Source organism: Bacillus sp. P14.5, from assembly GCF_003316765.1.
Taxonomy (GTDB): Bacteria; Bacillota; Bacilli; order Bacillales; family Bacillaceae_B; genus Rossellomorea.
Window position 1 is genome coordinate 1 of sequence record NZ_NIJF01000107.1, and the last position, 21729, is coordinate 21729.

The window sequence follows — 21729 nt, forward strand, 5'->3', positions numbered from 1 at the left end:
ATCTTCTTCTCCTTGCCACCACCATCATGTACCCAAGGCGCTGGCTTGGATACATCTTCTTCTCCTTGCCACTACAATCGTGTACCCAAGGCGCTGGCTTGGATACATCTTCTTCCCTTCCGACCTACCATCATGTACCCTAGACGCTTGCTTGGATACATCTTCTTCTCCTTCCCACTACAATCATGTACCCAAGGGGCTTGCTTGGATACATCTTCTTCTCCTTGCCACTACAATCGTGTACCCAAGGTGCTAGCTTGGATACATCTTCTTCTCCTTCCCACTACTATCATGTACCCAAGGGGCTGGCTTGGATACATCTTCTTCTCCTTGCCACTACAATCGTGTACCCAAGGTGCTAGCTTGGATACACCTTCTTCTCCTTCCGACCTCCATCATGTACCCAAGGGGCTTGCTTGGATACATCTTCTTCACCTTCCGACCCCAATCATGTACCCAAGACGCTGGCTTGGATACATCTTCTCCACCTTCCGACCACAATCATGTACCCAAGACGCTGGCTTGGATAGATCTTCTTCACCTTCCAACCTCCATCTTGTACCCCAAGGTGCTAGCTTGGATACATCTTCTTCCCCTTCAACCTCCATCTTGTACCCAAGGGGCTTGCTTGGATACATCTTCTTCTCCTTCTAACCTACATCGTGTACCCAAGGGGCTGGCTTGGATACACCTTCTTCATCTTCCGACCTCCATCATGTACCCTAGACGCTTGCTTGGATACATCTTCTTCTCCTTCCGACCTCCATCATGTACCCAAGATGCTTGCTTGGATACATCTTCTTCACCTTCCGACCTCCATCATGTACCCTAGACGCTTGCTTGGATACATCTTCTTCTCCTTCCAACCAACATCATGTACCCAAGGGGCTGACTTGGATACATCTTCTTCACCTTCCGACCTCCATCATGTACCCATGAGACTAGCTCGGGAATATATTCTTCCCAGCACGCCATGGGATGTTTATTCAAGGTGGTATACCTATCACCCACCTTCATCCCTCAAGTTGTCTCTTAAAGCACCTGTTTATATAGGTGTTTATACCTTTTAATAAAACTCAAACTAAAGTCGATATGCCTGCCGTCCATGAATCACAAGCACCTCTAACTGTTCTCTCACTTTAGACAACCAGGTTTCCCGACAGCCCCCCTCAAACAGCATCAATAAAAAAAGAAAGCCCAACCGAAAACGGCTGAGCTTTTATAAGTTACTGTATCAAGTTCAAGAACTGGCGTGTTCGTTCTTCTTTAGGATTTTCAAAAATTTCTTTTGGGTTGCCACGCTCAACTATATATCCGCCGTCCATGAAAATGGCTTCATCCGCCACTTCCTTGGCAAATTTCATTTCGTGAGTGACAACAATCATCGTCATTCCCTCTTCAGCAAGGTCCTTCATAACCTTGAGCACTTCCCCGATTAATTCAGGATCCAGGGCAGAGGTTGGTTCATCAAACAACATAACCTCAGGTTCTATTGCTAGTGCACGTGCGATTCCGACACGCTGCTGCTGTCCCCCGGAAAGCTGGTAAGGATAGTAATCAATCTTATCCCCCAGTCCAACCTTCTCCAGAAGGGAAACCGCCTTTTTTTTAACTTCTTCTTTAGGTTTTCCTTGGACGACCACCGGGCCTTCCATGACATTCTCCAGTGCTGTCCGGTGCGGAAATAGATTATAATTCTGAAAGACCATACCCGTTTTCCTGCGCATTTCCAGTAGTTCCTTTTTGGAAAGCTTCTTGCCAAAGTCCATTTTTGTTCCGCTTATATCAAGTTTGCCTTCATCAGGTACTTCGAGAAGGTTCAAACAGCGAAGGAAGGTTGTTTTTCCAGATCCTGAAGGACCGATCAATACGATGACCTGACCTTTGTCGACTTCAACATCAAATCCTTTTAAAACTTCAAGCTCCCCGAAGCGCTTCTTCAATCCTTTAATGCTGATCATTCATTCTCCCCCTCTCTCTATTTGGCAATATACCTGTCGAGTCTGGATTCCACCCGGTCTTGAACCAGTGTCAGCATGAAGCACATGACCCAATACAGGAATGCCGCCTCCATATACAATAGAAGAAATTCATAAGTAGTCGCCGCGATTTCCTGAGCCTTCCTGAATAACTCCGTAACCAGAATCAGGGATGCCAATGAGGTGTCCTTCACCAGGCTGATGAAAGAATTCGAAAGCGGAGGTATGGATACCCTTGCCGCCTGAGGAAGAACCACCCGTTTCAGGTTCTGGCTGTAAGTCATTCCTATAGAGTAGCCTGCCTCCCACTGTCCTTTTGGAATCGACTGAATGGCAGCCCTGACAATTTCAGATGCATAAGCACCCACGTTTAATGAAAAGGCGATAACGGCTGATGGGAATGGATCGAATTTCAAAGCTTCAATACCGAGATTCCCTAAGCCGTAAAAAATGATGAATAATTGCACCAGCAATGGCGTCCCTCTTATGGCCGATACGTAGATCCGGGCTATTCCCCTGAGGATCTTGCTGCCCGACAGCCTTGATAAAGCAGTGACAATAGCTAAGACCATCCCGCATGCGAAGGATATTAGTGTTAGAGGAATGGAATAATACAAAGCTCCCTTCACCATAGGAAGCAGGGAGCTTTGCAGAATATCCATCATGCGTTCAGGGTCTTGAAAAATACTACCTAGGAGAAACATCTTCGCCAAACCATTTATCAGAGATTTCGGCGTACGTACCGTCTTCCATCATTTCCTCTAACGCTTTATTCACTTCTTCCACCAGCTCTTCATTCCCTTGGCGGAACATTAATCCGCTCTGAGCAGCTTCTTCTTCTGTTGCGACAATTTCAACGCCTGCATTTTTTTGTTTTTGAAGGTAATCAAGAATCGATAACTTGTCATTGACGGTAACATCGACTCTTCCTTGTTCAAGCAGTTGAATCGCCTGTGCAAGACCGTCTACACCCTGAATTTCAGCTCCATAACTTTCGGCAATGTCTCTATAATTACTAGTAAGAGATTGTGCTGAAGTCAATCCTTCGATATCCTCGAATGACGTAACTTCTTCATTGTCTTTGCTGGCAACCAGGACTGCTGAAGATTCGATATATGGAATTGAAAAATCATATTTCTCCTGACGGTCTTCCCTGATTCCCACCTGGTTTGCAATCATATCAAAACGATTTGAATTCAACCCTTCGAACATGGCATCCCATTGCGTTTCTTGAAATACCGGTTCCACTCCAAGACGGTTCGCAACTTCCCTTGCGATCTCTACATCAAATCCAGTCAGTTCTCCAGATTCATCATGGAAAGTGAATGGCGGGTATGTACCTTCTGTCCCGATCAGAAACTCCCCATCTTCCTGGATTTTTTTATATAATGATTGTTCCTGCTTTTCATCACCTGCACCTGAAGATTCTTCATTTTCTGTATTATTACCGCAAGCTGCAAGCATGAATACCGCTCCTAAAAAGAACAATAAACTCATGGATAATTTTTTCATTTTAAAACCTCACTATTCTTATCGGATTTATTAGTCACGATTGTTATCATAAATTGTAATACCTTTTCTGTCAATATAAATGTTTCTATCCTTTAGTTTTCACTAAAAGTGCTAAAAAGATTAATGCCCGGTATAATTAAGCTGCAGCTCCCAATAAATAAAAAGCTTTGAAAAACTTTTTGATTGCACGGATTGAATCGATCAGCCATTAAGTGAATCTCTTTGAAAACCAGTATTGCGGTCTGAATCCAAGAAAGCCACCATGGAACTCGATAGTTCTGAAGCAGAAATCGAAATAATTCTCTTACAAAACATGATTACATTAAGAGAGCAATCCTTTACAGCAACTTAAAATCTATTGGAGGTTTTTATACTTGAAAATCGCTTTACTAGGGGCATCCGGCAGAGTCGGATCAATCATTATGGAAAATGCATTGAAAGATGGCCATATTGTGCATGCACTGTTGAGGAATACTGAGAAAATGCAAAGCCAACACCCTAACCTCTCTTTCGTTGAAGGAAATGTTCTGAATGAAAAGGAGCTGGACTCTTGTTTTTCACAAAGTGATGTTGTAATCAGCGGGCTGGGCACGGACAAGACGGATATCCTTTCCAGAAGCATGCCGGGCATTTTGAATTCGATGAGAAATAATAAAATATCGAGGATCATTACAATCGGAACAGCCGGGATTCTTCAGGCCAAAGGAACTCCTTCTCTCTACAGGTTTCAGACCAATGAATCAAAAAGAAGGAGCACAAGCGCGGCTGAGGATCATTTGAGAGCTTACCTTATGCTAAAAAGCTCTGAAGTAAATTGGACAATCGTATGCCCTACTTATCTTCCTGATGGTGAAAGAACAGGCGTTTTTCGTACTGAAAGCGAAATGCTGCCCGAAGACGGCAAAAGCATTTCCATTTATGACACTGCCGACTTTGCTTATAGCTTGATTCATAAGAAAGATAGTTACAGGTCAAGAATCGGAATCAGTTATTGATAGCTCCGCTGCATGTATAAACGAGACAATCCACTTTAACACACTATCGCGCTAAAAGGGGCAGTCCCTCTTAGCGCGGTAGTGCAGTAAAGACTGCCCTCCCTCATGACCAATTAAAAGAGGCTGGGACAAAACCTTATAAAAAGCTCTTTTCAAAAGAATGTGTCTGAGTATAAAGAAAGGATTTCCGCTCCAATCCGCATGCGATCAGGAACTGGCGGATAACCTAATCTAAAAAGTAACATCTTTAAGGTAAGAGCCTGATAACAAAAATGAACCGCATGAGATCAAGTATGTAACCTTGATCTCATGCGGTTTTATTTTCGATGATTTCTACTTGCATCAATTAGTTTTCTACTTTTGTCCCAGCCTCAGATTTGCCTATTTAAAGATAGTTGAGATGATCTCTTCCATTGACATTCCGCTTTCGAATTCAAAGGTGCCTGGTTTTAATTCGTTTTCAAGCCCTCTTTTTTCTACTTCTTTATAGAATTCCAGACCATCGTCAATAATCTTTGCTTTTTCCAGGGCATTTCCGACATCTATACTCGTCATTCCCATGGATACAGACAGGATAGCCCTGTAGACTACCTTTTCTTCAGTTGTCTGATTCTCTTTATCAACTTGCTTTTCCTCAGCAACCTTATTATTGGAAGCTTCCGCTAACTGCTTGTTCCATTCTTCTTCTGTATGTACGACAAAGCCGCCAGAAACCAGCTTTTCAATCATTTCATCCTCACTCAAGACCTTTTTTTCCACTGTCCCGGCTGTTTTTTCCGTGCTTTCAGCGGTAGAAGGGCCAAACAGATAAACTGCCCCTATGGTAGAGGTAGCAATTAAAAGCCCTGCGGAAAAACTGCGCAAAGTATTAGTCATCATTGAGCCGCCATGCTCCTTTCCATCTTCCTTGCCGTGTATGGAGCAAGCATCATTTCAACCTCGTGAGATTTAATTCCGGCTTTTGAAGAGATGCTTTCAATTGAATATCCTCGTTTATGCATATCAAGAATGTCACGCAGCAGGAGCCGTTCCTTCGCTGAAGCCTCCATTGCGCCTGATTGCTTTGCTGTGATTTCAGCATCTAATTCTATATTCCGTATCTGCTTCTGAAGCTCATGAACCTCATTCATCAATGAAATTGAAGAATGTTCAATTTGCTGTTCAAGAGATGATTTGGATTGCGCCGCTTTGATAAACGACAAACTTAGCAGTACAACTGCTGAACCAAACAAAATGGCTAAAGTCCATCCCATCATAGGTTCCTCCCTTACTTTCAATCTATAATACAAACTAGATTATACCTTGTTATAGACTGGAGCGGGGATAAAAAACGACAAAATCCACCATTGGTCCTGCCTTTATGACAGTATATCGCAATATCATTAATACCTAGGGGCTAGTATGTACATGTACTCAGAATAAAACAGGCATTGGGACCCCTTTTTCAGGAGGTCCCTCGAGCGTCCATTAAACGTATAACCTGGTCTGATATATAGTTCTTTAACAAGTCAAGTTCATGCCTCTCAAAGTCATGCGAGTTTTTATTTCTGCTATAACAATCCACCGCTTTTTTTATCGTTCCTGCCATCTCTTCAGTGAATATCGACAGTCCCCATTCACCTCCTTCTTGTTTTGATGAAATGACTCCTTCCTTAAGATACCAATAAACTCTGAGGAGGTTCAGGGTACAGTAGACGGGGTCCCGTTCGATGTTTTCCATACAATCTTCAAAGTCATCCATGATTGAAGATAGATAGTCTGCTTGGGATATTAACGGAAAAACAACATTGACTGGCTTGCCGTACAAACAAATTCCTCTATTATTAAGAATCGTGATATGCGCTGCTAAATCGGCATCTGTCTTTATCTCATTGTTTAAAAATTGAAAGGTGCCGTGCGCCAAATCATTTTCATACCGCTCTCTCCAGAACTCACTATAATGAAAATCAAATGGACAGGGATGATGCCAGTCTTTCAACTGTGCTTCGTTAAGGAAACTGATCTCAATTGGAAATGGTGAAGCAGAGTAATGCAAAAACAGTTCTGCTAAATTCCTTTTAGTTACAACAGATAATGATTTCTTTGTTACGACCAATACATCCACATCGCTGCTGTTTGGATTGAAACCTCCCATTGCCAAAGAGCCATGAAGATAGATTCCTATCAAGCTTTCTTTAATTATTTCAGAAATCTTATCTTTTATTTTTAAAACAAATTCTTTTGTTTCAAGTGAGCTTGTTTCTAGTGTGTAAGCCATCCATGTTCCTCCTGCTTTACTGCGGGTTTCTTATTATTTAAACATATCTCCTTTTAAAAAAGTGATGCTTTCTGCTGCAACTTCAATCAACACTTCGATTAAAAATTCTGTACTTCCATCCTCGCTAGATCTTCTTATCCAGAATTCAATATCTATAACGTTCTTTTCCCCAAAAATTTCGTTTCTAAAAAATGTAAAATTACGCTCAACTCCATCGCAAAAGGGAAGGAGGGTAAAAATCATTAAACCAAAGAACCTGCCAAAGAAAAGAGCATGTCAAAAATGACACACTCTTTTTACGGCTTCTTAAACTTATAGAAACTGCCTGCTATCATTTAAAATGCGTTCAATTTTATTCTAATCCCCGGAACAATTTATGCCCTAACCTGCATGCCCCATCTGCTTTCCTTGCTGCAATTCATACATTTGATAGTAACGCCCTTTCAGCTCCATCAGTTCATCATGCGAGCCTTTTTCTGCGATGGTGCCTTTATCCAATACAATGATTTGATCTGCATTTTTAATCGTCGAAAGGCGGTGGGCAATAATGAAAGTGGTTCGCCCTTCTTTCAGTACCTCCATCGCTTCCTGGATCACCGCTTCGGTTTCGGTATCAATGCTGGATGTGGCTTCATCGAGAATCAGAATCGCCGGATCGAATGCCAATGCCCTCGCAAAAGAAATCAACTGCCTCTGCCCGGAAGAAAGGGTGCTGCCTTTTTCAATGACAGGTTCATCATAACCGTTTTCCAGGTTAGGAAAAACTTTCGGGGCACCGACGGCATTCAGCGCCTCCTCTACCTTTTCCCTTGATATCTTCGGGTCATCCAGACTTACATTTGAAGCAATCGTCCCGGTAAACAGATACGGATCCTGAAGTACGATTCCCATATGTTCCCGAATGGTTTGATAAGGAATCTCCTTGATATTTTTCCCATCTATCAAAATCTCACCTTTATCACAATCATAGAAGCGGAAGAGCAGATTCATGATGGAACTCTTCCCTGAACCGGTATGGCCGACAAGCGCCACAGTCTCTCCCTGCTTTGCTCCAAAAGAGATATCCTTCAGCACGTACTCATTTTCTTTATAGCCGAAGTAAACACTATGAAAAAGGACGTTTCCTGTATACCGCTGAATTCTTTTGTCCTCCACGGAAGTGCCTTCTTCATCAAGCAGTTCAAAGACCCTCTCACCTGCCACAAGTGCCTGCTCTAGATTGGCAAGCTGGTTCACAATGCCGGTGATTGGCTGGAATAGTCTGTTGATATAATCCACAAATGCGTAAAGCACCCCAAGTGATACAACAGAAGAGGCTCCAATGGCGCTTCCTCCGAAATACCAAATGAACACCACAAAAGTGATGTTCCTCAGGACCCCCACAAGATTGTGTGAAGTCATCGAATTGAGGCTGAGCATTTTATTTTGGTATTTGTAGTGCGTTTCATTCAGTTCTTCGAATTCATCCTGTGATTTTTGTTCACGGCGGAACGCTTGAATGATATTCATCCCCTGAATGGACTCATTGATCATTGCGTTTATGTCACTGACTTTAGCCCGAATGACATGATTGTAGTGGGACGCGTATTTTCTGTAGAGAATCGTCCACACTGCTATGATCGGCAGAAGCAACAGACATAGAGCTGCAAGTTTTACATCCAGGATGAATAACGCAATATAAATCCCAGTGATATAAATGGCACTTGTAAAGAACGTGGACAATACTGTCACATACAATTCCCTGATGGCCTCTGTATCATTGGTGATACGCGCAACCACTTTCCCGGCAGGTAAATTATCAAAGTAACGAATCGGCAGTCTTTGAATCTGTCCGAAAACATCTGACCTCATTTTTTGGATGACACGGTTAGCCGCCTTTTTTAGATAAAACCCCTGTCCGTATTGAAAAAAGGAAGCCGCAACAAGAAGTCCGAAATAGATGGCAAGCAAGGTAATGATCCTCGGTACTTCAGGGCTGTAAAATTCGATCAATTGCGAAGTCGAGATTTTTTCGGCATCATAGGAAGCCGACGATTCTCCTCTGGTGATGACGAGTTTGCCATCCTCAAATTGCCGTTCTCCCTCTTCTAGGACTGGTTCATCAATAAAATAGAAGTCCCTGCCAGCAGAAAGGACCCGGACCTCCTTTCCTTTCTTCTCATCTTCAGCAAAATATTTTTCCCGCTTATACCAGCTGCCCTGATAGCCAACCGCATCTTTGCCTTCTTCAGCTTGGTACCAAGTTGTTTCAATCCCAAGGATATGTTCATCTATAAGCTTCTTGGCGATGAACGGCCCTGCCAAGTCGGCCGCTACTGAAACAGTCAGCATCAGCAGGGCAGCCAATATGGTCTTTTTATAAATTAATGCATATTGTGATAATCGTTTTCCGACACTCATAGTTTTACCTCCTGGAGCGAGGACTCTTCAATTTGCTGACGATCGTATTGCTCCTTATACCAGCCATCGTTAAACAGCAGTGTTTCATGGCTGCCCTCTTCTGTTACGACACCATTATCAAGGACGACGATCCAGTCTGCATGTTCTACAGCCGATAATCTGTGTGTCGTAATGATTGTGGTTTTTCCGCTTCTCTCTTTACGGATGTTCTCGATAATTTTCGCCTCTGTTTTGGCATCTACTGCTGACAGAGAATCATCCAGAATGAGAATTTCCGGATTTTTAATCAGCGCACGGGCAATTGATATACGCTGTTTCTGCCCGCCCGACAGTGCAACCCCTTTTTCTCCGACAAGAGTGGCCAGCCGGTCAGGCAGCATTTCGAGATCTTTTTTGAAGTCGGCCAGTTCAATCGCTTTTTCTAATTGAGCTTCGGAAGCACCTGGCTGCCCAAACAAGATGTTCTCTTTTACAGTTCTAGAAAATAAGACATGATCTTGCGGAACATAACCAATCCAATCACGGACATTCTGCAGCTCCTGCTCTTCAATCGGAATATCATTAATGGCAAGCCTTCCTTCTCCATGCGGGTACTCGCGAAGAAGCTGCTTGATGATGGTTGTTTTCCCGCTGCCGGTTTTTCCGACGATCCCGAGAGTCTGCCCCTTTCGAAGATTCAATGTAATCCCGCTTAGATTCTTTACCTTTGATGAAGGATATTGAAAATTCACTTCATCAAAGCTGATGGTTTCAGGTTTCCCTGCCGTTTTGGGATGGGCAGGACTCTTAACATCTTCCTCATAATTCAATGTCTCCTGGACGCGGTCCAGCGAGGCATTACCCCTTTGCATGACATTGATCAGTTCGCCGACTGCGAACATCGGCCAAATCAACATTCCGAGATATACATTAAATGAAACCAGCTGGCCAAGCGTAATGGTTTGATGAAATACCAGGTAGGCGCCATATCCCAGCCCGATTAAATAACTCAGGCCGACCAGTACCTTGATTGTCGGTTCAAAAAGTGAGTCAATCTTCGCAACTTCGATATTTTTGTTGTAAACATCCTCTGTCATTTCGGCGAACTTTCCTTCATCCGCCCTCTCCTGAACATAGGCCCTGATGACCCGAACCCCTGCTACTGATTCGAGTACTTTATCATTCAAATCCCCGAACGCATCCTGCGCTTCTGTAAACCGCTTGTGAATCCTTGCTCCATAAACCTTCATGAGCCATGCCATAAGCGGCAGCGGCAATACAGCCGCTAGCGTCAGTTTCCAACTGACAAAAAAGGCCATTGTAAAAAGGATGGTCACCATAAATACACTGGAATCAATCAACGTAAGGATTCCAAACCCAGCCGTGATGGAAATCGCCTTCAGGTCATTCGTCGCTCTCGCCATTAAATCTCCCGTTCGATTCTTTTCAAAGAATGTCGGTGTCATTTTCAGTAAGTGCCCCATAAATCTTGAACGAAGCTTTCTCTCAACGAGAAACGCCCCTCCGAATAATTGATACATCCAAATATAAGTGAGACCGTAAGAGACGACCAGGATAACTGCCATCCAGATTAAATAGCTGCTCAGATTATCCATTGTCATCTTGCCGATATGGATGTCATCTATCGCCATCCCCACTAGTTTAGGAGGCAGTACATCCAGAATCCCGACGATGGTCAATAAGCCAATCGCGACGGTATACCGTTTCCAATTTTCTTTAAAAAACCAACTTAATTTCCCTAAAATACTGAACATCTTTGATCAGTCCTCCTTATCCTTCGCTTCACTATCCGCCTTCTGTCTCCACAATCGGCATCATCATTTCGATTCTCACTTTTAACATTGGTTCATTCCTCCCAGAAATTTTATATATGTGAACAGGAAATCCTGTTAACATCGAGTTAATGGATTTTCTTTTACGCTTTTTTCACAAGACTGTTTTCACAAGACTGTTTTCACAAAGAATGTGGCCGTTTTAACAGAAATAACTTCCTCGGCAGTCTCAGCTCCGACAGGCAAATTTCCATAAGTAGAAAAAAAGCTGCCTTGCGATTATTTTCATTTCTTAAGGCTGTTTTCGCAAATATTGTTGCTTTCGGATATCCCCGGATACTAAGCGTTTTATCTCTTATCGGGGAAGAGTAGCTCTTTTCTTTTTGGTGTTCCCAGATTTCCCCCTCTTAATATGGTTACTTTTTAGGAACTAGTATCAAATAGCAACAATGTTTACGCAAAGAGCCTTTCTTAAACAACAAAAAAAGACATACCGCGCCATGCAGTATGTCTTTGGACATAAAAAGGCACCGATTACAGACGTAACCAGTGCCTTGTATCAACTTTGGTTAAAAGAGAAAGGCATTTTAAAAGGCTGGATGAGTCTCCAGACAGGTTACGTGGTTATATTGGTTAAATTGGAATTTAGTGCAATTCAAAATGATAATCATCACGAAACCCTCCTTTTTCAATAATTTTCTAACACTTGATAACATTACCACGCGTATAAGCTAGTGTCAATTCCATTTTCGGATTATTCATGTTATTCTTTCACTTTTCTATTGGTGCGGGCACATTACAAATCATATTCAGAAATTCTCCGGTTATGCCACTACAACGGCTGTTCCATATGCAATTATTTCAGATGCGTTCTGCATCACCGCAGATGTTTCAAAGCGGACCGTTACAATTGCATTGGCTCCTTTTTGTCCGGCTTCACTGACCATCCGATCGATCGCCTGCTGCCTTGCCTGCTCCATCAGCTCACTATATTCACTTATCTCCCCGCCCACGATCGTCTTCAATCCGGCGATAATATCCTTTCCGATATGCTTAGCCTGTACTGTACTTCCTTTAACAAATCCCTTCAGCTCTACGATCTCTTTCCCTGGTACCGTTTCTGTTGTCACAATGATCATTTTGGCTCCTCCTTTATATTCTTCTTTTTACTTATGACTTTTCTTGCGAAGATGAAATAGAATATTAAGGGAACTGGACATTGAATCAACCCCCATAATCCCCAAAACCAATACTTATGCCCTCTTTTCCTTGCATCTGTAAACAAGAACAGACTTTGCAGCAGGAGAAGCGGTGCGACAAGGAGAAGTGTCAGAAGTTCTTCTTGTGTCATATTCTCTTCACCTGCTTGTAGTAAGCTGCACCGCCATAGCCAGCAGCTGCAAGAAAGGCGATTCCCTGAATAACAGCAAAGAGGAGCAGGCTTTCAAATAGGGCAAACAGAATTACACTTATAATCAGGACAGCCAATACAAGAAAAACAGTCAATTCTTTTCGATACTTACGCTTCAGGGCTTCCTGATGGTTTAAGGTGAATTGCTCGAACCACTGGCCGGAAGGAGTATTTTCTTCTATGTCTTTGTCTATTTCGTGAAAGCTTTCTTCAAAAAGGGCATGAAGGTCTTCCCAATCATTTGGCTGTTTCGTTTTTTCTTGTTTCATCCATTTTTAACTCCTTTCGCAGACTTCTTATCCCATTATGAATCCGGGACTTTACCGTTCCTTCCGGCAGTGACACCATTGCTGAAATTTCTTCATAGGAAAATCCATAGTAATGCCTCAGCACAATCGGAAGCCTGAGGTCCTCTGAAAGCTTTGATAAGGCCTCCAATAAATCATTCCACTCTTCATTCCTCGATTGAATCTCCCACTTCATTTTTCGAAGATTGATTTCTTCCTGCTGCCAGTCTCTTTCTTTTTTCCATTTTCTTTGTAAATCGATGAACCGATTCGTGGCAATGGTTATCAGCCAGGAAGAAAATTTCGATTTATTGTTATAAAGATGAATTTTTTCCACACATTTTGCCATGGTATCCTGAGCAAGTTCCTCGGCAAGATCGCGATTCATTGTAACCTTCACTAAATATTTTACAAGGAAAGGATAATTGTCTTTGAAAAGGACTGCAAAAGCTTGATGATCTCCTTTTTTTGCTTTTCTTATCAACTCTTTCTCTTCCATCCTTAAAATTCCTCACTTTTTGGTCAGCTTTGGGCTGATTCATCTATAAGACGAATTACTTTGGATTCCGTTCATTTTTTTATGGATTTTTTTAGACGTGGTGTTTTTATTAATATTGAGGGGATGTTCTCTTGCTTCTTTATTTTAGGTATTCTCAAAGATACACCTGACTCACTTTCTTCTCTACTATTTTTCTTTAACCCTCTCCTCAGAGAAACTTATACAAGTTTTTACTGTTTTCCATAATACCAGGTCCTCCAAGTTCACTTTCTATTTTACCGTGACTTGCTGAAAAGTATGTCACTATGTCACCAAACGCTGCTGCTATGAGGCATTTCGTCCGCAATACAAATTCAGAATTCGTTTCTATACCAAAGTTATTTATGTAAAGCAGCACAAAAGGACTCCTCTGAGAGAAGTCCTTTTCCATACTAGATATCATGAGACTGCCGCAGGCTCAATTTCATCAGATTCCTTCATGAATTTTGGAAGGATGATTGTGTAAAATACTCCAACCAGCATCAATGATCCGCCCACTATCCAATACAGCATTTCGATGCTTAGTATGGCAGGGAAACTGAAAGCAATGAAGCCCAGTGTTATGGTTTGGGACAGCATCATAATCGGGCTGATCCATCCTTGTACACGGCCCATCATCTTCGGTTCGATTATGCTGGGCATCCAGCCGCCGATCGCGATATTCACGAGCGGAAGCCCCAGGGCAGCCAAGAAAATGACGGATAAGAACACCCAAGTGGAAGTGGCAAAAGAAGAAAGAATGATGAAACTTCCCGAGATTGTAAGACCAGCGACAATTAAATGGTGAAACTTGAACTTTTGAGTCATCATGGAGGCAATAACACTTCCTATGAGAATTCCTGCACCAAAAGCAATTCCAAGGAGGATGGAATATTCTTCGTAGGTTTCCGGCGCAAGTTTATACTTCAAGATAAAGATCGGCATGACAGAGAATCCCCCATTTACAACACCGAAAACAAAGAAACCGCCGATGAGACTCATTAAAAGCTTGTGATTAAAAATATAAACCATTCCCAGCTTAAAGTCCTTCATGATGAAAGACCAGCTGAGGTCCTTAATCTTATGGGGACCATTTGGTAACCTTGCTTCGACTGGCACTTGGCATTTTTTTATTAAGATGGCGCTTATGAGGAAACTGATGGCATCCACTACTACAGCTCCATAAATTCCAGCGAGCCAGTAAATCAAGATGGCGATGCCATTTCCGAGAAGCATGAACAGGCTCATGACCATCTGATTGAGCCCGGCTGCGGTTGAATAATCATCCTTCGAGAGGATTCCCTGCAAGATCCCCTGTTCAGCAGGGAAAAAGAATTTCTGTACCGCGCTTCTTAAGAACAGAATAAAGAAGATAAAAGGCATCCAGCCAATGAAGATTGCTCCTAAAAGGACCAAAGACAAGAACACGCTGACGGTATCGCAGTAATAGGCGATCTTCTTCCTGTCCATCCTGTCAGCCAGAACTCCAACCAGGAAAAACACGGCTAAGGTCGGGATGGAATACATCATTTCTGTTATAGAAGCATAAACCGGCTGATCTGAAAAACGGTCCAGAAGATAAAACATAAAAGCTGTTAGTCCAATTATGCTTCCCATGTGGGAAGTGAAATTGGCGAAAAACAATTTGGTGAATATAGGATTCTGAAATATTTCCTTGAATTTTTTCATTCTTGAATTCTCCCATCCAACTATTTGACTTACCATAATTGTAAGAAAACGGAGGGATATTGTTCAGAGACTTGTGATGGTTTCTTTCTCCGTCTGGAGGCTGAGTGGATTTACGCCTCCGATTTTACTATTCTGCCATCGTGGTAATCTGAAAGCTTGGTCTAACACTATGGCAAGGCCTCCGGCTGCTATAAGTTTTCAGCCAGCATTTCTTCGATTCTTCTGTTTTTCACAGAAACAGGGATGACTGCACGCTTCATTTCAAGAAGGGATATCATTTGTTTCTCCAGCCTGACCCTCTCTTCAAGAAGCAGCAGCACTCCCTCCATTCCCCCCGGCAGCGAATGGGCCTTTCCGTATTCCTGCTCTGTATAATATTGAGTGATATGGGTGAACCATTCCGGGGACCTCTTCTTTTTTACATCTTCTATCACTTCCTGTACAGAAAGCGGCTCCAGATAAATCAATATGGGGTTCAAACTAAGAATGATCTTCTCAATCTCTGTTATGAAATCCTTGATGGAATGATAGGATTCGTTATATTTCACCATCAGCATAGTTAAAGGATTTTGCAAAAAGCAGCAATCCGCCACTACTGTGCATCTTTCTGAAAGTACTTTCTCTGCAAATGCCTTCCATTTCTCCAAAATTAATTCTTTGTAGACCTCTGGCGGCATTTCATAGACATCATATTTAGAAAGTTCCTCTGCAGCCTCCCTAGACAGCTGCCCTGTTTGCGACAATTTATAATAAGGGATCAGTACGCCTTCGTAAATTCCTGTATGTTGTTGAAAAGCATGCTTCTCTTTCAGTTCAGGAAATTTTATTAAAAGCACTCCCAGCTGCTCAGAAGAGACAAAGGCCGTCCCTTCGTAATCAGCCGGATGATCAAGGTCTCCCTCCAAATATACTCTTGCTTGGCTGCCTCCTTCCTTTAGCTTCTTTCCTATGTATCCGCAAGCGGTGGTCTTCCCCGCTCCCGGAATTCCTTCTACCAGAATCAGTTTCATGCTCTACCCCCTCCATACAACCTTAACTATATTCTTTCATCTAACGAACAATCCCTTCTTTCTCATAATTTGACGCTTTAAAGCAGTGAAAGGGACAGTTCCTTATGGCGCGGTGAAGCACTAAAGGACTGCTGGTTTACAGGGATTTACAATGTTTAAGGAAAATCTGTGGGGGGTACTACTAAATTAAATGCAAATATAAAAATTACTTTATTATCTTATTTAACTAAAGTCGAGGTGAGTTTTTCATGATCCGTACAATTCTTATGATCATCGGAGCTATTGTAGTAATCGGTGCGATTCTTGCATTAATCTAAATTTTTTCTCAGGGAATGATGGAGCAGCTATGAATGTAGGCCATCATTCCTTTTTGGATTCTATGGTGGTGCAAGGTTTTTTAGTCAAGGTATGCTTGGCCGCAAATAAATACTATACTTTCCAATAGAGGTGAAAGCGGATGTTTAAAAATATTTTGCTTGCATACGACAATACAGACGGCAGTAAGAAGGCACTTGAAAAATCAGTGGAATTGCTCGCCCATAATAAAGAGGCAAATCTCACAGTGGTTCATGTCACGGACAAAAGAGATTATACAGAGGAACAGGGGACGGAACATTTTACCCAGTCACTGGATGTCACACACACAGGCCTGGGTTCTCTTGATGCACAGAACCTGCCGCATAGTTATGATAATAAGTTTGAAGACCGCCACCCTATCAAAAAGACGAAAAACGCGGATGTGTTTCAATCTGTAAGGGAAAATCTCGAATCAAGAGGCATTCATGCTAATTATGAATTACTGACAGGTTCTGAGGCTGAAAGTATTTGCAGCTATGCAAATGACCATGAGGTGGATATCATTGTTGTAGGCAGCAGCAGCAAAACCGGCATAAAAAAATGGTTCCTTGGAAGCGTCAGTGAAAAAGTTTCACATAATTGCGCCAGCAGTATCTTAATCGTAAAATAACTAAATTCAATAAGAAAAGGCTGTCTCATCTGGGGATAACTGCAAAAACGCTTACCGTAATGAAGGGTCGAACATTTCTTCATTACGGGGCAGTTATGGTACTACCCTTCTTTAGAGACAGCCTTTTTTACATGTCATGATCCTTCTGGGCAAGCAGTTCATTCATACGGGTCTTTGCCAATTTGCCATCAAAGGTGCTGTAAATACGATAGTAATCTTCATCCAAAATTCGATAATGGTTGCTGATGATATTTTGCTGAAGGATGTAGCCCCCGTCTTTATTGACTTCCTTCCACCATATTTTACCTCCCAGGGTTTTTTCTTTTCGGTAATCAATATCTTCCCTGGCAACCACCTCGATGACTTCTAGAGGGTCACCTCCAAAAGAATTCATCAAAGTCTCACTGCTCCGAAAAAGCGCACAAACCGCAACTATTGTGGTCCATCCGGCAACCAGCCTGCCTTTTTCGATTTGCACGAGGGTTTTCTTGGATACACCAATGACAGATGCCATCCGATCCTGAGTATATCCGGCTTCTGCACGGATTACTTTTAATTTTTCAGAAACCAGCAGAATCAATTCTTCTTTTGTCATCACACACCCACTTTCCAGCCATTCTTTAGTGTAATTTTACAACAATAAATCAGGCATGACCAATTCATTTTCATCAAATAGTAATCTGCTGAATTTTTCAGGCATTCCTTTAAATGAAATATGATCAACTTATATTAAGTAAGATGATTTATTTACTATTATCCATTTCAGGTTTCAAGTAATCTAGTAAATTGAGCCATGTATTTTAGATTTCATAGATATTTCCAACGAATTTTCGTGTTTTTTCCATTTTCCTCTATAAAAAGTCCTTGATTAAAGATATATTAGAAGTAGAGGTTTTATAAAAGTATTATATAAAAATAGGAAGTCATCCACTTACATTTTAATTTAAATATACTTTTGATGATTAGAGGTGAGAAAATGTCTCCTGTAAAACAAGAAGTGATCAATTTCTTCATTAACCATAAAGCAGAGATCCTGAAAGGGTGGACCGATCAGCTTTCTCCAACAGATACAAATTTTACAAAAGAGCAAATCATCGAACATGGTCTTCAAGTCTTTGAGAAATTCATTGCATGTTTCCATCTTCCTCAAACCGACCTGGATCCGTATATCCAAGAAGAAGCGTTTAGGATTGCCAAAAAGAGGTTCGAGGCTGAAAGCGGGATTGGGGAATTCGTTTATAATTTGAATCTCGGCAGGTCAGAAGTGCTTAAGCATCTTGGCGGCTTAAGCAGTGAATGGGCTGATTTACAACGCATTGTCAATAGAATAAATTATTTCTTCGATAAATTTACATATTATACAGTTTCCCACTACTCCCATTTGAAGGATCAGATCATAAAGGAAAAAGAGCAGTATATTGATACTCACCATGAAGACAGACTATCACTGCTTGGCAAAATGACGTCCAGCTTTGTCCATGAATTCAGGAATCCTCTCACATCCATTAATGGATTCATCCAGCTATTAAAGGCCGATCATCCTGATCTCTCTTATTTAGACATTATTTCGTCCGAATTAGATCAGCTAAACTTCAGAATCTCCCAATTTCTGCTGTTGTCCAAAAAAACGGCTGTCATGACCGAAAAAACCTCGTTCTCCCTAAATAGTTTAATAACGGAAGCTCTTGCTTTCTTGTATCCAAGGATTCTCGAAGTCAATGTCTCGGTCATCAAAAATCTAGAAGAAGATTTTGAATTGATGGGTTGGAAGGAGGAATTCCGGCAGGTTTTGATCAATATCATCTTCAATGCAATTGATGTATTAAGCACCAGGTCAGCCGATCCCCGGATTTGGATTGATACCAGTAAGCTGGACAGCAATTTCAGCCTCACAATCACTAACAATGGCGAAAAAATACCTGATGAAATACTCTCCAGTATTTTTGAACCATTTGTCACCTCAAAGAAGGATGGAACTGGCCTTGGCCTCTTTATCTGCAATGAAATAGTTGAGAAGCATGACGGTAAATTGACTTGTCGCTCCACTGAGGAGTCTACCTCATTTATAATTACTTTGCCTGCAGAGTAGAAGGGCCGGTCTTTTTGAAGAAGCTCCTTCAAAAGACAGCCCTGAACCTTTGACGTTGATAAATCTCAATGGTACCCATTTGGGAGCACCCATTCCTTATGAACACCTTTTTCATCGGCAAATTGCCCGAATCTGTTACCCCTACATAAATTCTTGCTTTAAGGTCTTGTTTTAATGAGGTCAGAGCAAATCTATGGATAGCAGCAGCATGCCCACCCCCTTGGAATTCAGGAGTAATTCCAAAAAAGAACAGCCTGCCTTCGTCTTCAGTTTGTGGTTCTATATGAGGAATGAAGACAGCCGCATCTCTTCCTCTTATTTTTACAAGGTAAATCCGGAACCTGCTTTGTGCCACTTCAGCAAAAAGTGATTCGATCATACTTACTGCTTCCTTTCTGCAGCCAACAATGGCCGACAGACATCTTACTACGGACTCATCATCTTGTTCTTCGAGAAAGGTTAGGTATGGATCCGTCCATCCTCTGCTGATATTCTTCAGGTCCTTAGAGTAAACCACCCTATCCTTTACTTTATTGAGCCCCAACTTATTGAATTCCTTGAGATAATGAAATCCTGATGGCACTGCCACCGTCACTTTTTTCTCCTCAGGTACCTTCACCAAGTACTCTTTCAATCTCTCTAATTCTTTTTCACCTGCATCATTAGCTTTGCCTTCCCATTCCAAAGTGCTGTACCCCTGGCCTTCAAGTAACTTCCAACTCATTTTAGCAACCCCGTTCCATTTTGATTCTCTTTTATGGTAAGGCACCCGGCAGGATATTCCAATAATTTTCTTTCTTTAAATGAGTATTTATGGCTATAGAGGGTATTGACTATTAACTCAACTTAATGAGAAAGGACTTCATAAGAATGACACAAAACGAAATATATTTCTTGTCCCCTAGTCACCAACGAAGTCTCATGGCAGAAGGCTGGGCTCAGATAATGAATGTTTCTGGCTGGAAGTTCGACAGCGGTGGATGGTCGGATACTGAAACAAGCCCTTTCAGCATCGAAGCAATGAAAGAGCTTTGTATTGATATATCCGAAAAACAAAAGAAAAGAGCAGATGCCAAAAAGTTGGAAGAAGCTTCTGTCATCATCGCTATCCATGACTTTGAAGAGGATGTCGATTTTAAAATTCCTTATCATTGCCGGAATAAAGTAGTCCATTGGAATTTGCCCAATCCTCAAAAGAGAGCGAAGACACCTATAGAAGAATGGGTTTTTTATCAGGAATTATGTGATTCACTCGCTTTGAAAGTGAAGAGTCTGAAAGACGTATTAAATACAATGACATAAAACCACCTTTGTCATTATTGACCAGGTGGTTTTTCTTATGAAAATTCGCAAGGCACACACTTGTCAGCCATCAGCAGATGTCCTTTCAGTGATAGAATCAAGTAAAGTACTCAAGCTTTGCATCCGGGAAGAATTTTTGCATATATCCATATAGGTTGTCCTTGATATCCTGTTCTTCGTCCTTCTGATAGATATACTTGCCAATCCCATACTTACCCCACTTGTATCTTCTTTGATTTTCATCCAACTCAAGCTTGGTCATCGGATAGTTCTTTTCAATGACGCGTTTGGCAGGCTTGGTGAAACGGTGCTGAATAAATTCAAAAGTCAAATCCTTCTTGGCATAATCGGGGAGTTCTGCGTCCAGACGCTCAAACATATGATGGTACCCCTCTTCCCAACCTTCGTGGAGATAGATGGGAGCAACGATAAAACCCAGGGGATACCCTGCTCTCGCCACCTTTCCCGCGGCTTCGATCCTCTTCGCGAGCGGTGAGGTTCCTGGTTCAAAATTCTTAATAACATAGTCAGCATTGATACTGAAGCGGAATCTTGTTTTTCCGTTATGTTTGGCATCCAGCAAGTGATCGACATGATGGAACTTTGTAACGAACCTTAATTTTCCATACTCGGATTCCCCAAAATGTTCAATTGCCCTTTTTAAAGAGTGAGTCAGATGGTCGATTCCGACAATATCGGATGTACAGGCTGCCTCAAACCTTGTAAATTCGGGGGCTCTTTCTTTCATATAATTATCCGCCGCATCCAGAATCTCATCCACGTTAACATAGGTTCGAATGTACGGCTTACTCCCCATCGTAGTTTGCAGATAACAATAATGGCAATGCCCCATACACCCGGTTGCAAAAGGAATGGCATATTCCGCTGAAGGCTTGGATGTGTCAAATTTCAGGGTCTTCCGTACACCCACGACCAAGGTCGATTTTGCCACACGATATTTCTGGAAGTGATTATCTCCAGGAAGATTCCGGACCTGGTTATGTGAAGTCGTTTCGCGGATTTCAATATCCAGCTTCTCGAATTTCTCTTTCAACTGTTTTCCAAGAGGATATTCGAGAGCTCCCGGCTCAATATATACTAATTGAGGCATGAATGGTTTGATCATATCATTCCCCCCTATATATCCCCGAAATAGCTATTATAGGCTTGTTCAGCTTGATCAGCCGTCTTATAAATAGCTATCTCGTCATTCAGCGGATAGTAGGTTTCATATAAAAATAAAGCAAGCTGAGCTGGATTTTCAGGATCATGGACTACCGCTGCTTCCTGAATGTTCGCAACGCTCTGAGTATGTGGATTGCGATACATCACATAGACTACATCACCAGCTTGATAAGCAGACAACTCATTATTTAACTCCATATAAAAAACATCCTTTCGAATAAACAGTATGTACTCATTTTTCCTAAAGGGGCTGTTTTTTATAGGTGGGTTTTATTGGGTTAGGTTTTATATTCTTTTATAGTGCTCTCTTTGCTTCAGGCTGCGGCTGTTTCAAAGTACAATCTTTAGAAAAGGCCT

The 21729-nt window shown here is 41.9% G+C and carries 24 protein-coding genes; 5 read left to right on the plus strand and 19 right to left on the minus strand.

Going from position 1 to position 21729, the window contains the following annotated elements; genetic code table 11:
* Positions 1-1226: 1226 nt before the first annotated feature.
* From B9Z54_RS21155 to B9Z54_RS21165, 3 genes are read right to left on the minus strand one after another with little or no spacing between them, the layout of a single operon-like run.
* Complete coding sequence (locus B9Z54_RS21155; protein ID WP_113930358.1) at positions 1227-1961, minus strand: amino acid ABC transporter ATP-binding protein; 735 nt, start codon at positions 1959-1961, stop codon at positions 1227-1229.
* A 17-nt stretch (positions 1962-1978) separates the two neighbouring features.
* The gene (locus tag B9Z54_RS21160; RefSeq protein WP_113930359.1) at positions 1979-2683 is read right to left on the minus strand and encodes an amino acid ABC transporter permease; all 705 of its coding nucleotides are present in this window, start codon (positions 2681-2683) and stop codon (positions 1979-1981) included.
* The gene (locus tag B9Z54_RS21165) at positions 2667-3491 is read right to left on the minus strand and encodes an amino acid ABC transporter substrate-binding protein (RefSeq protein WP_113930360.1); all 825 of its coding nucleotides are present in this window, start codon (positions 3489-3491) and stop codon (positions 2667-2669) included. The genes B9Z54_RS21160 and B9Z54_RS21165 overlap by 17 nt, the downstream gene beginning before the upstream one ends.
* Before the next feature lie 374 nt (positions 3492-3865).
* Here B9Z54_RS21165 and B9Z54_RS21170 point away from each other — a divergent pair, with 374 nt between their 5' ends.
* Positions 3866-4486 (plus strand): NAD(P)-dependent oxidoreductase, encoded by a 621-nt coding sequence (locus tag B9Z54_RS21170; RefSeq protein ID WP_113930361.1) that lies wholly within the window; start codon positions 3866-3868, stop codon positions 4484-4486.
* A gap of 381 nt (positions 4487-4867) precedes the next feature.
* On the opposite strand, the gene B9Z54_RS21175 is transcribed toward B9Z54_RS21170, so the two are convergent.
* From B9Z54_RS21175 to B9Z54_RS21200, 6 genes are all read right to left on the minus strand, one after another.
* A complete protein-coding gene (locus tag B9Z54_RS21175; protein ID WP_240190050.1) occupies positions 4868-5362 on the minus strand; it encodes an endolytic transglycosylase MltG in 495 nt (164 codons plus the stop codon).
* Complete coding sequence (locus B9Z54_RS21180; protein WP_113930363.1) at positions 5362-5739, minus strand: hypothetical protein; 378 nt, start codon at positions 5737-5739, stop codon at positions 5362-5364. The genes B9Z54_RS21175 and B9Z54_RS21180 overlap by 1 nt, the downstream gene beginning before the upstream one ends.
* A gap of 191 nt (positions 5740-5930) precedes the next feature.
* Complete coding sequence (locus B9Z54_RS21185) at positions 5931-6743, minus strand: aminoglycoside adenylyltransferase domain-containing protein (RefSeq protein ID WP_113930364.1); 813 nt, start codon at positions 6741-6743, stop codon at positions 5931-5933.
* 33 nt (positions 6744-6776) lie between these two features.
* Positions 6777-6986, minus strand: coding sequence for a hypothetical protein (locus B9Z54_RS21190; RefSeq protein WP_113930365.1), 210 nt, complete (start codon positions 6984-6986; stop codon positions 6777-6779).
* 138 nt (positions 6987-7124) lie between these two features.
* A complete protein-coding gene (locus B9Z54_RS21195; protein ID WP_113930366.1) occupies positions 7125-9143 on the minus strand; it encodes an ABC transporter ATP-binding protein in 2019 nt (672 codons plus the stop codon).
* On the minus strand, positions 9140-10897 hold the full coding sequence (locus tag B9Z54_RS21200) for an ABC transporter ATP-binding protein (protein ID WP_113930367.1): 1758 nt from the start codon (positions 10895-10897) through the stop codon (positions 9140-9142). The genes B9Z54_RS21195 and B9Z54_RS21200 overlap by 4 nt, the downstream gene beginning before the upstream one ends.
* 467 nt (positions 10898-11364) lie before the next feature.
* Between B9Z54_RS21200 and B9Z54_RS21205 the strand changes: the two genes are divergently transcribed.
* Entirely contained in the window at positions 11365-11610 is a 246-nt protein-coding gene (locus B9Z54_RS21205) for a hypothetical protein (RefSeq protein WP_113930368.1), read from the plus strand.
* 129 nt (positions 11611-11739) lie between these two features.
* Here the strand turns inward: B9Z54_RS21205 and B9Z54_RS21210 are convergent, their stop codons facing one another.
* From B9Z54_RS21210 to B9Z54_RS21240, 6 genes are all read right to left on the minus strand, one after another.
* A complete protein-coding gene (locus B9Z54_RS21210; protein ID WP_113930369.1) occupies positions 11740-12054 on the minus strand; it encodes a YbjQ family protein in 315 nt (104 codons plus the stop codon).
* Positions 12051-12266, minus strand: coding sequence for a sigmaY antisigma factor component (locus tag B9Z54_RS21215; protein ID WP_113930370.1), 216 nt, complete (start codon positions 12264-12266; stop codon positions 12051-12053). Before B9Z54_RS21215 ends, B9Z54_RS21210 begins: the two co-directional genes overlap by 4 nt.
* Entirely contained in the window at positions 12263-12595 is a 333-nt protein-coding gene (locus tag B9Z54_RS21220; protein ID WP_113930371.1) for a YxlC family protein, read from the minus strand. The genes B9Z54_RS21215 and B9Z54_RS21220 overlap by 4 nt, the downstream gene beginning before the upstream one ends.
* On the minus strand, positions 12564-13112 hold the full coding sequence (gene sigY, locus B9Z54_RS21225) for an RNA polymerase sigma factor SigY (protein ID WP_113930372.1): 549 nt from the start codon (positions 13110-13112) through the stop codon (positions 12564-12566). The genes B9Z54_RS21220 and sigY overlap by 32 nt, the downstream gene beginning before the upstream one ends.
* 438 nt (positions 13113-13550) lie before the next feature.
* Entirely contained in the window at positions 13551-14819 is a 1269-nt protein-coding gene (locus B9Z54_RS21235; RefSeq protein WP_113930374.1) for an MFS transporter, read from the minus strand.
* A 188-nt stretch (positions 14820-15007) separates the two neighbouring features.
* The gene (locus B9Z54_RS21240) at positions 15008-15829 is read right to left on the minus strand and encodes a P-loop NTPase family protein (RefSeq protein WP_113930375.1); all 822 of its coding nucleotides are present in this window, start codon (positions 15827-15829) and stop codon (positions 15008-15010) included.
* A 457-nt stretch (positions 15830-16286) separates the two neighbouring features.
* Here B9Z54_RS21240 and B9Z54_RS21245 point away from each other — a divergent pair, with 457 nt between their 5' ends.
* A complete protein-coding gene (locus tag B9Z54_RS21245) occupies positions 16287-16796 on the plus strand; it encodes a universal stress protein (protein ID WP_113930376.1) in 510 nt (169 codons plus the stop codon).
* A 127-nt stretch (positions 16797-16923) separates the two neighbouring features.
* On the opposite strand, the gene B9Z54_RS21250 is transcribed toward B9Z54_RS21245, so the two are convergent.
* Positions 16924-17391 (minus strand): helix-turn-helix transcriptional regulator, encoded by a 468-nt coding sequence (locus B9Z54_RS21250; protein WP_113930377.1) that lies wholly within the window; start codon positions 17389-17391, stop codon positions 16924-16926.
* A 381-nt stretch (positions 17392-17772) separates the two neighbouring features.
* Between B9Z54_RS21250 and B9Z54_RS21255 the strand changes: the two genes are divergently transcribed.
* Entirely contained in the window at positions 17773-18885 is a 1113-nt protein-coding gene (locus B9Z54_RS21255) for a histidine kinase N-terminal domain-containing protein (protein WP_113930378.1), read from the plus strand.
* Between the two features lie 28 nt (positions 18886-18913).
* Here B9Z54_RS21255 and B9Z54_RS21260 read toward each other — a convergent pair whose 3' ends face one another.
* A complete protein-coding gene (locus B9Z54_RS21260) occupies positions 18914-19609 on the minus strand; it encodes a GNAT family N-acetyltransferase (protein ID WP_113930379.1) in 696 nt (231 codons plus the stop codon).
* 146 nt (positions 19610-19755) lie between these two features.
* Here B9Z54_RS21260 and B9Z54_RS21265 point away from each other — a divergent pair, with 146 nt between their 5' ends.
* Entirely contained in the window at positions 19756-20187 is a 432-nt protein-coding gene (locus B9Z54_RS21265; protein ID WP_162785317.1) for a low molecular weight phosphatase family protein, read from the plus strand.
* Between the two features lie 97 nt (positions 20188-20284).
* Here B9Z54_RS21265 and splB read toward each other — a convergent pair whose 3' ends face one another.
* Positions 20285-21313 carry a spore photoproduct lyase gene (splB, locus tag B9Z54_RS21270; protein ID WP_113930381.1) on the minus strand — a complete coding sequence of 343 codons (1029 nt, stop codon included), beginning with the start codon at positions 21311-21313 and terminating at the stop codon, positions 20285-20287.
* Positions 21314-21324: 11 nt separating this feature from the next.
* The gene (locus B9Z54_RS21275) at positions 21325-21570 is read right to left on the minus strand and encodes a transcriptional regulator SplA domain-containing protein (RefSeq protein ID WP_113930382.1); all 246 of its coding nucleotides are present in this window, start codon (positions 21568-21570) and stop codon (positions 21325-21327) included.
* Positions 21571-21729 lie beyond the last annotated feature (159 nt).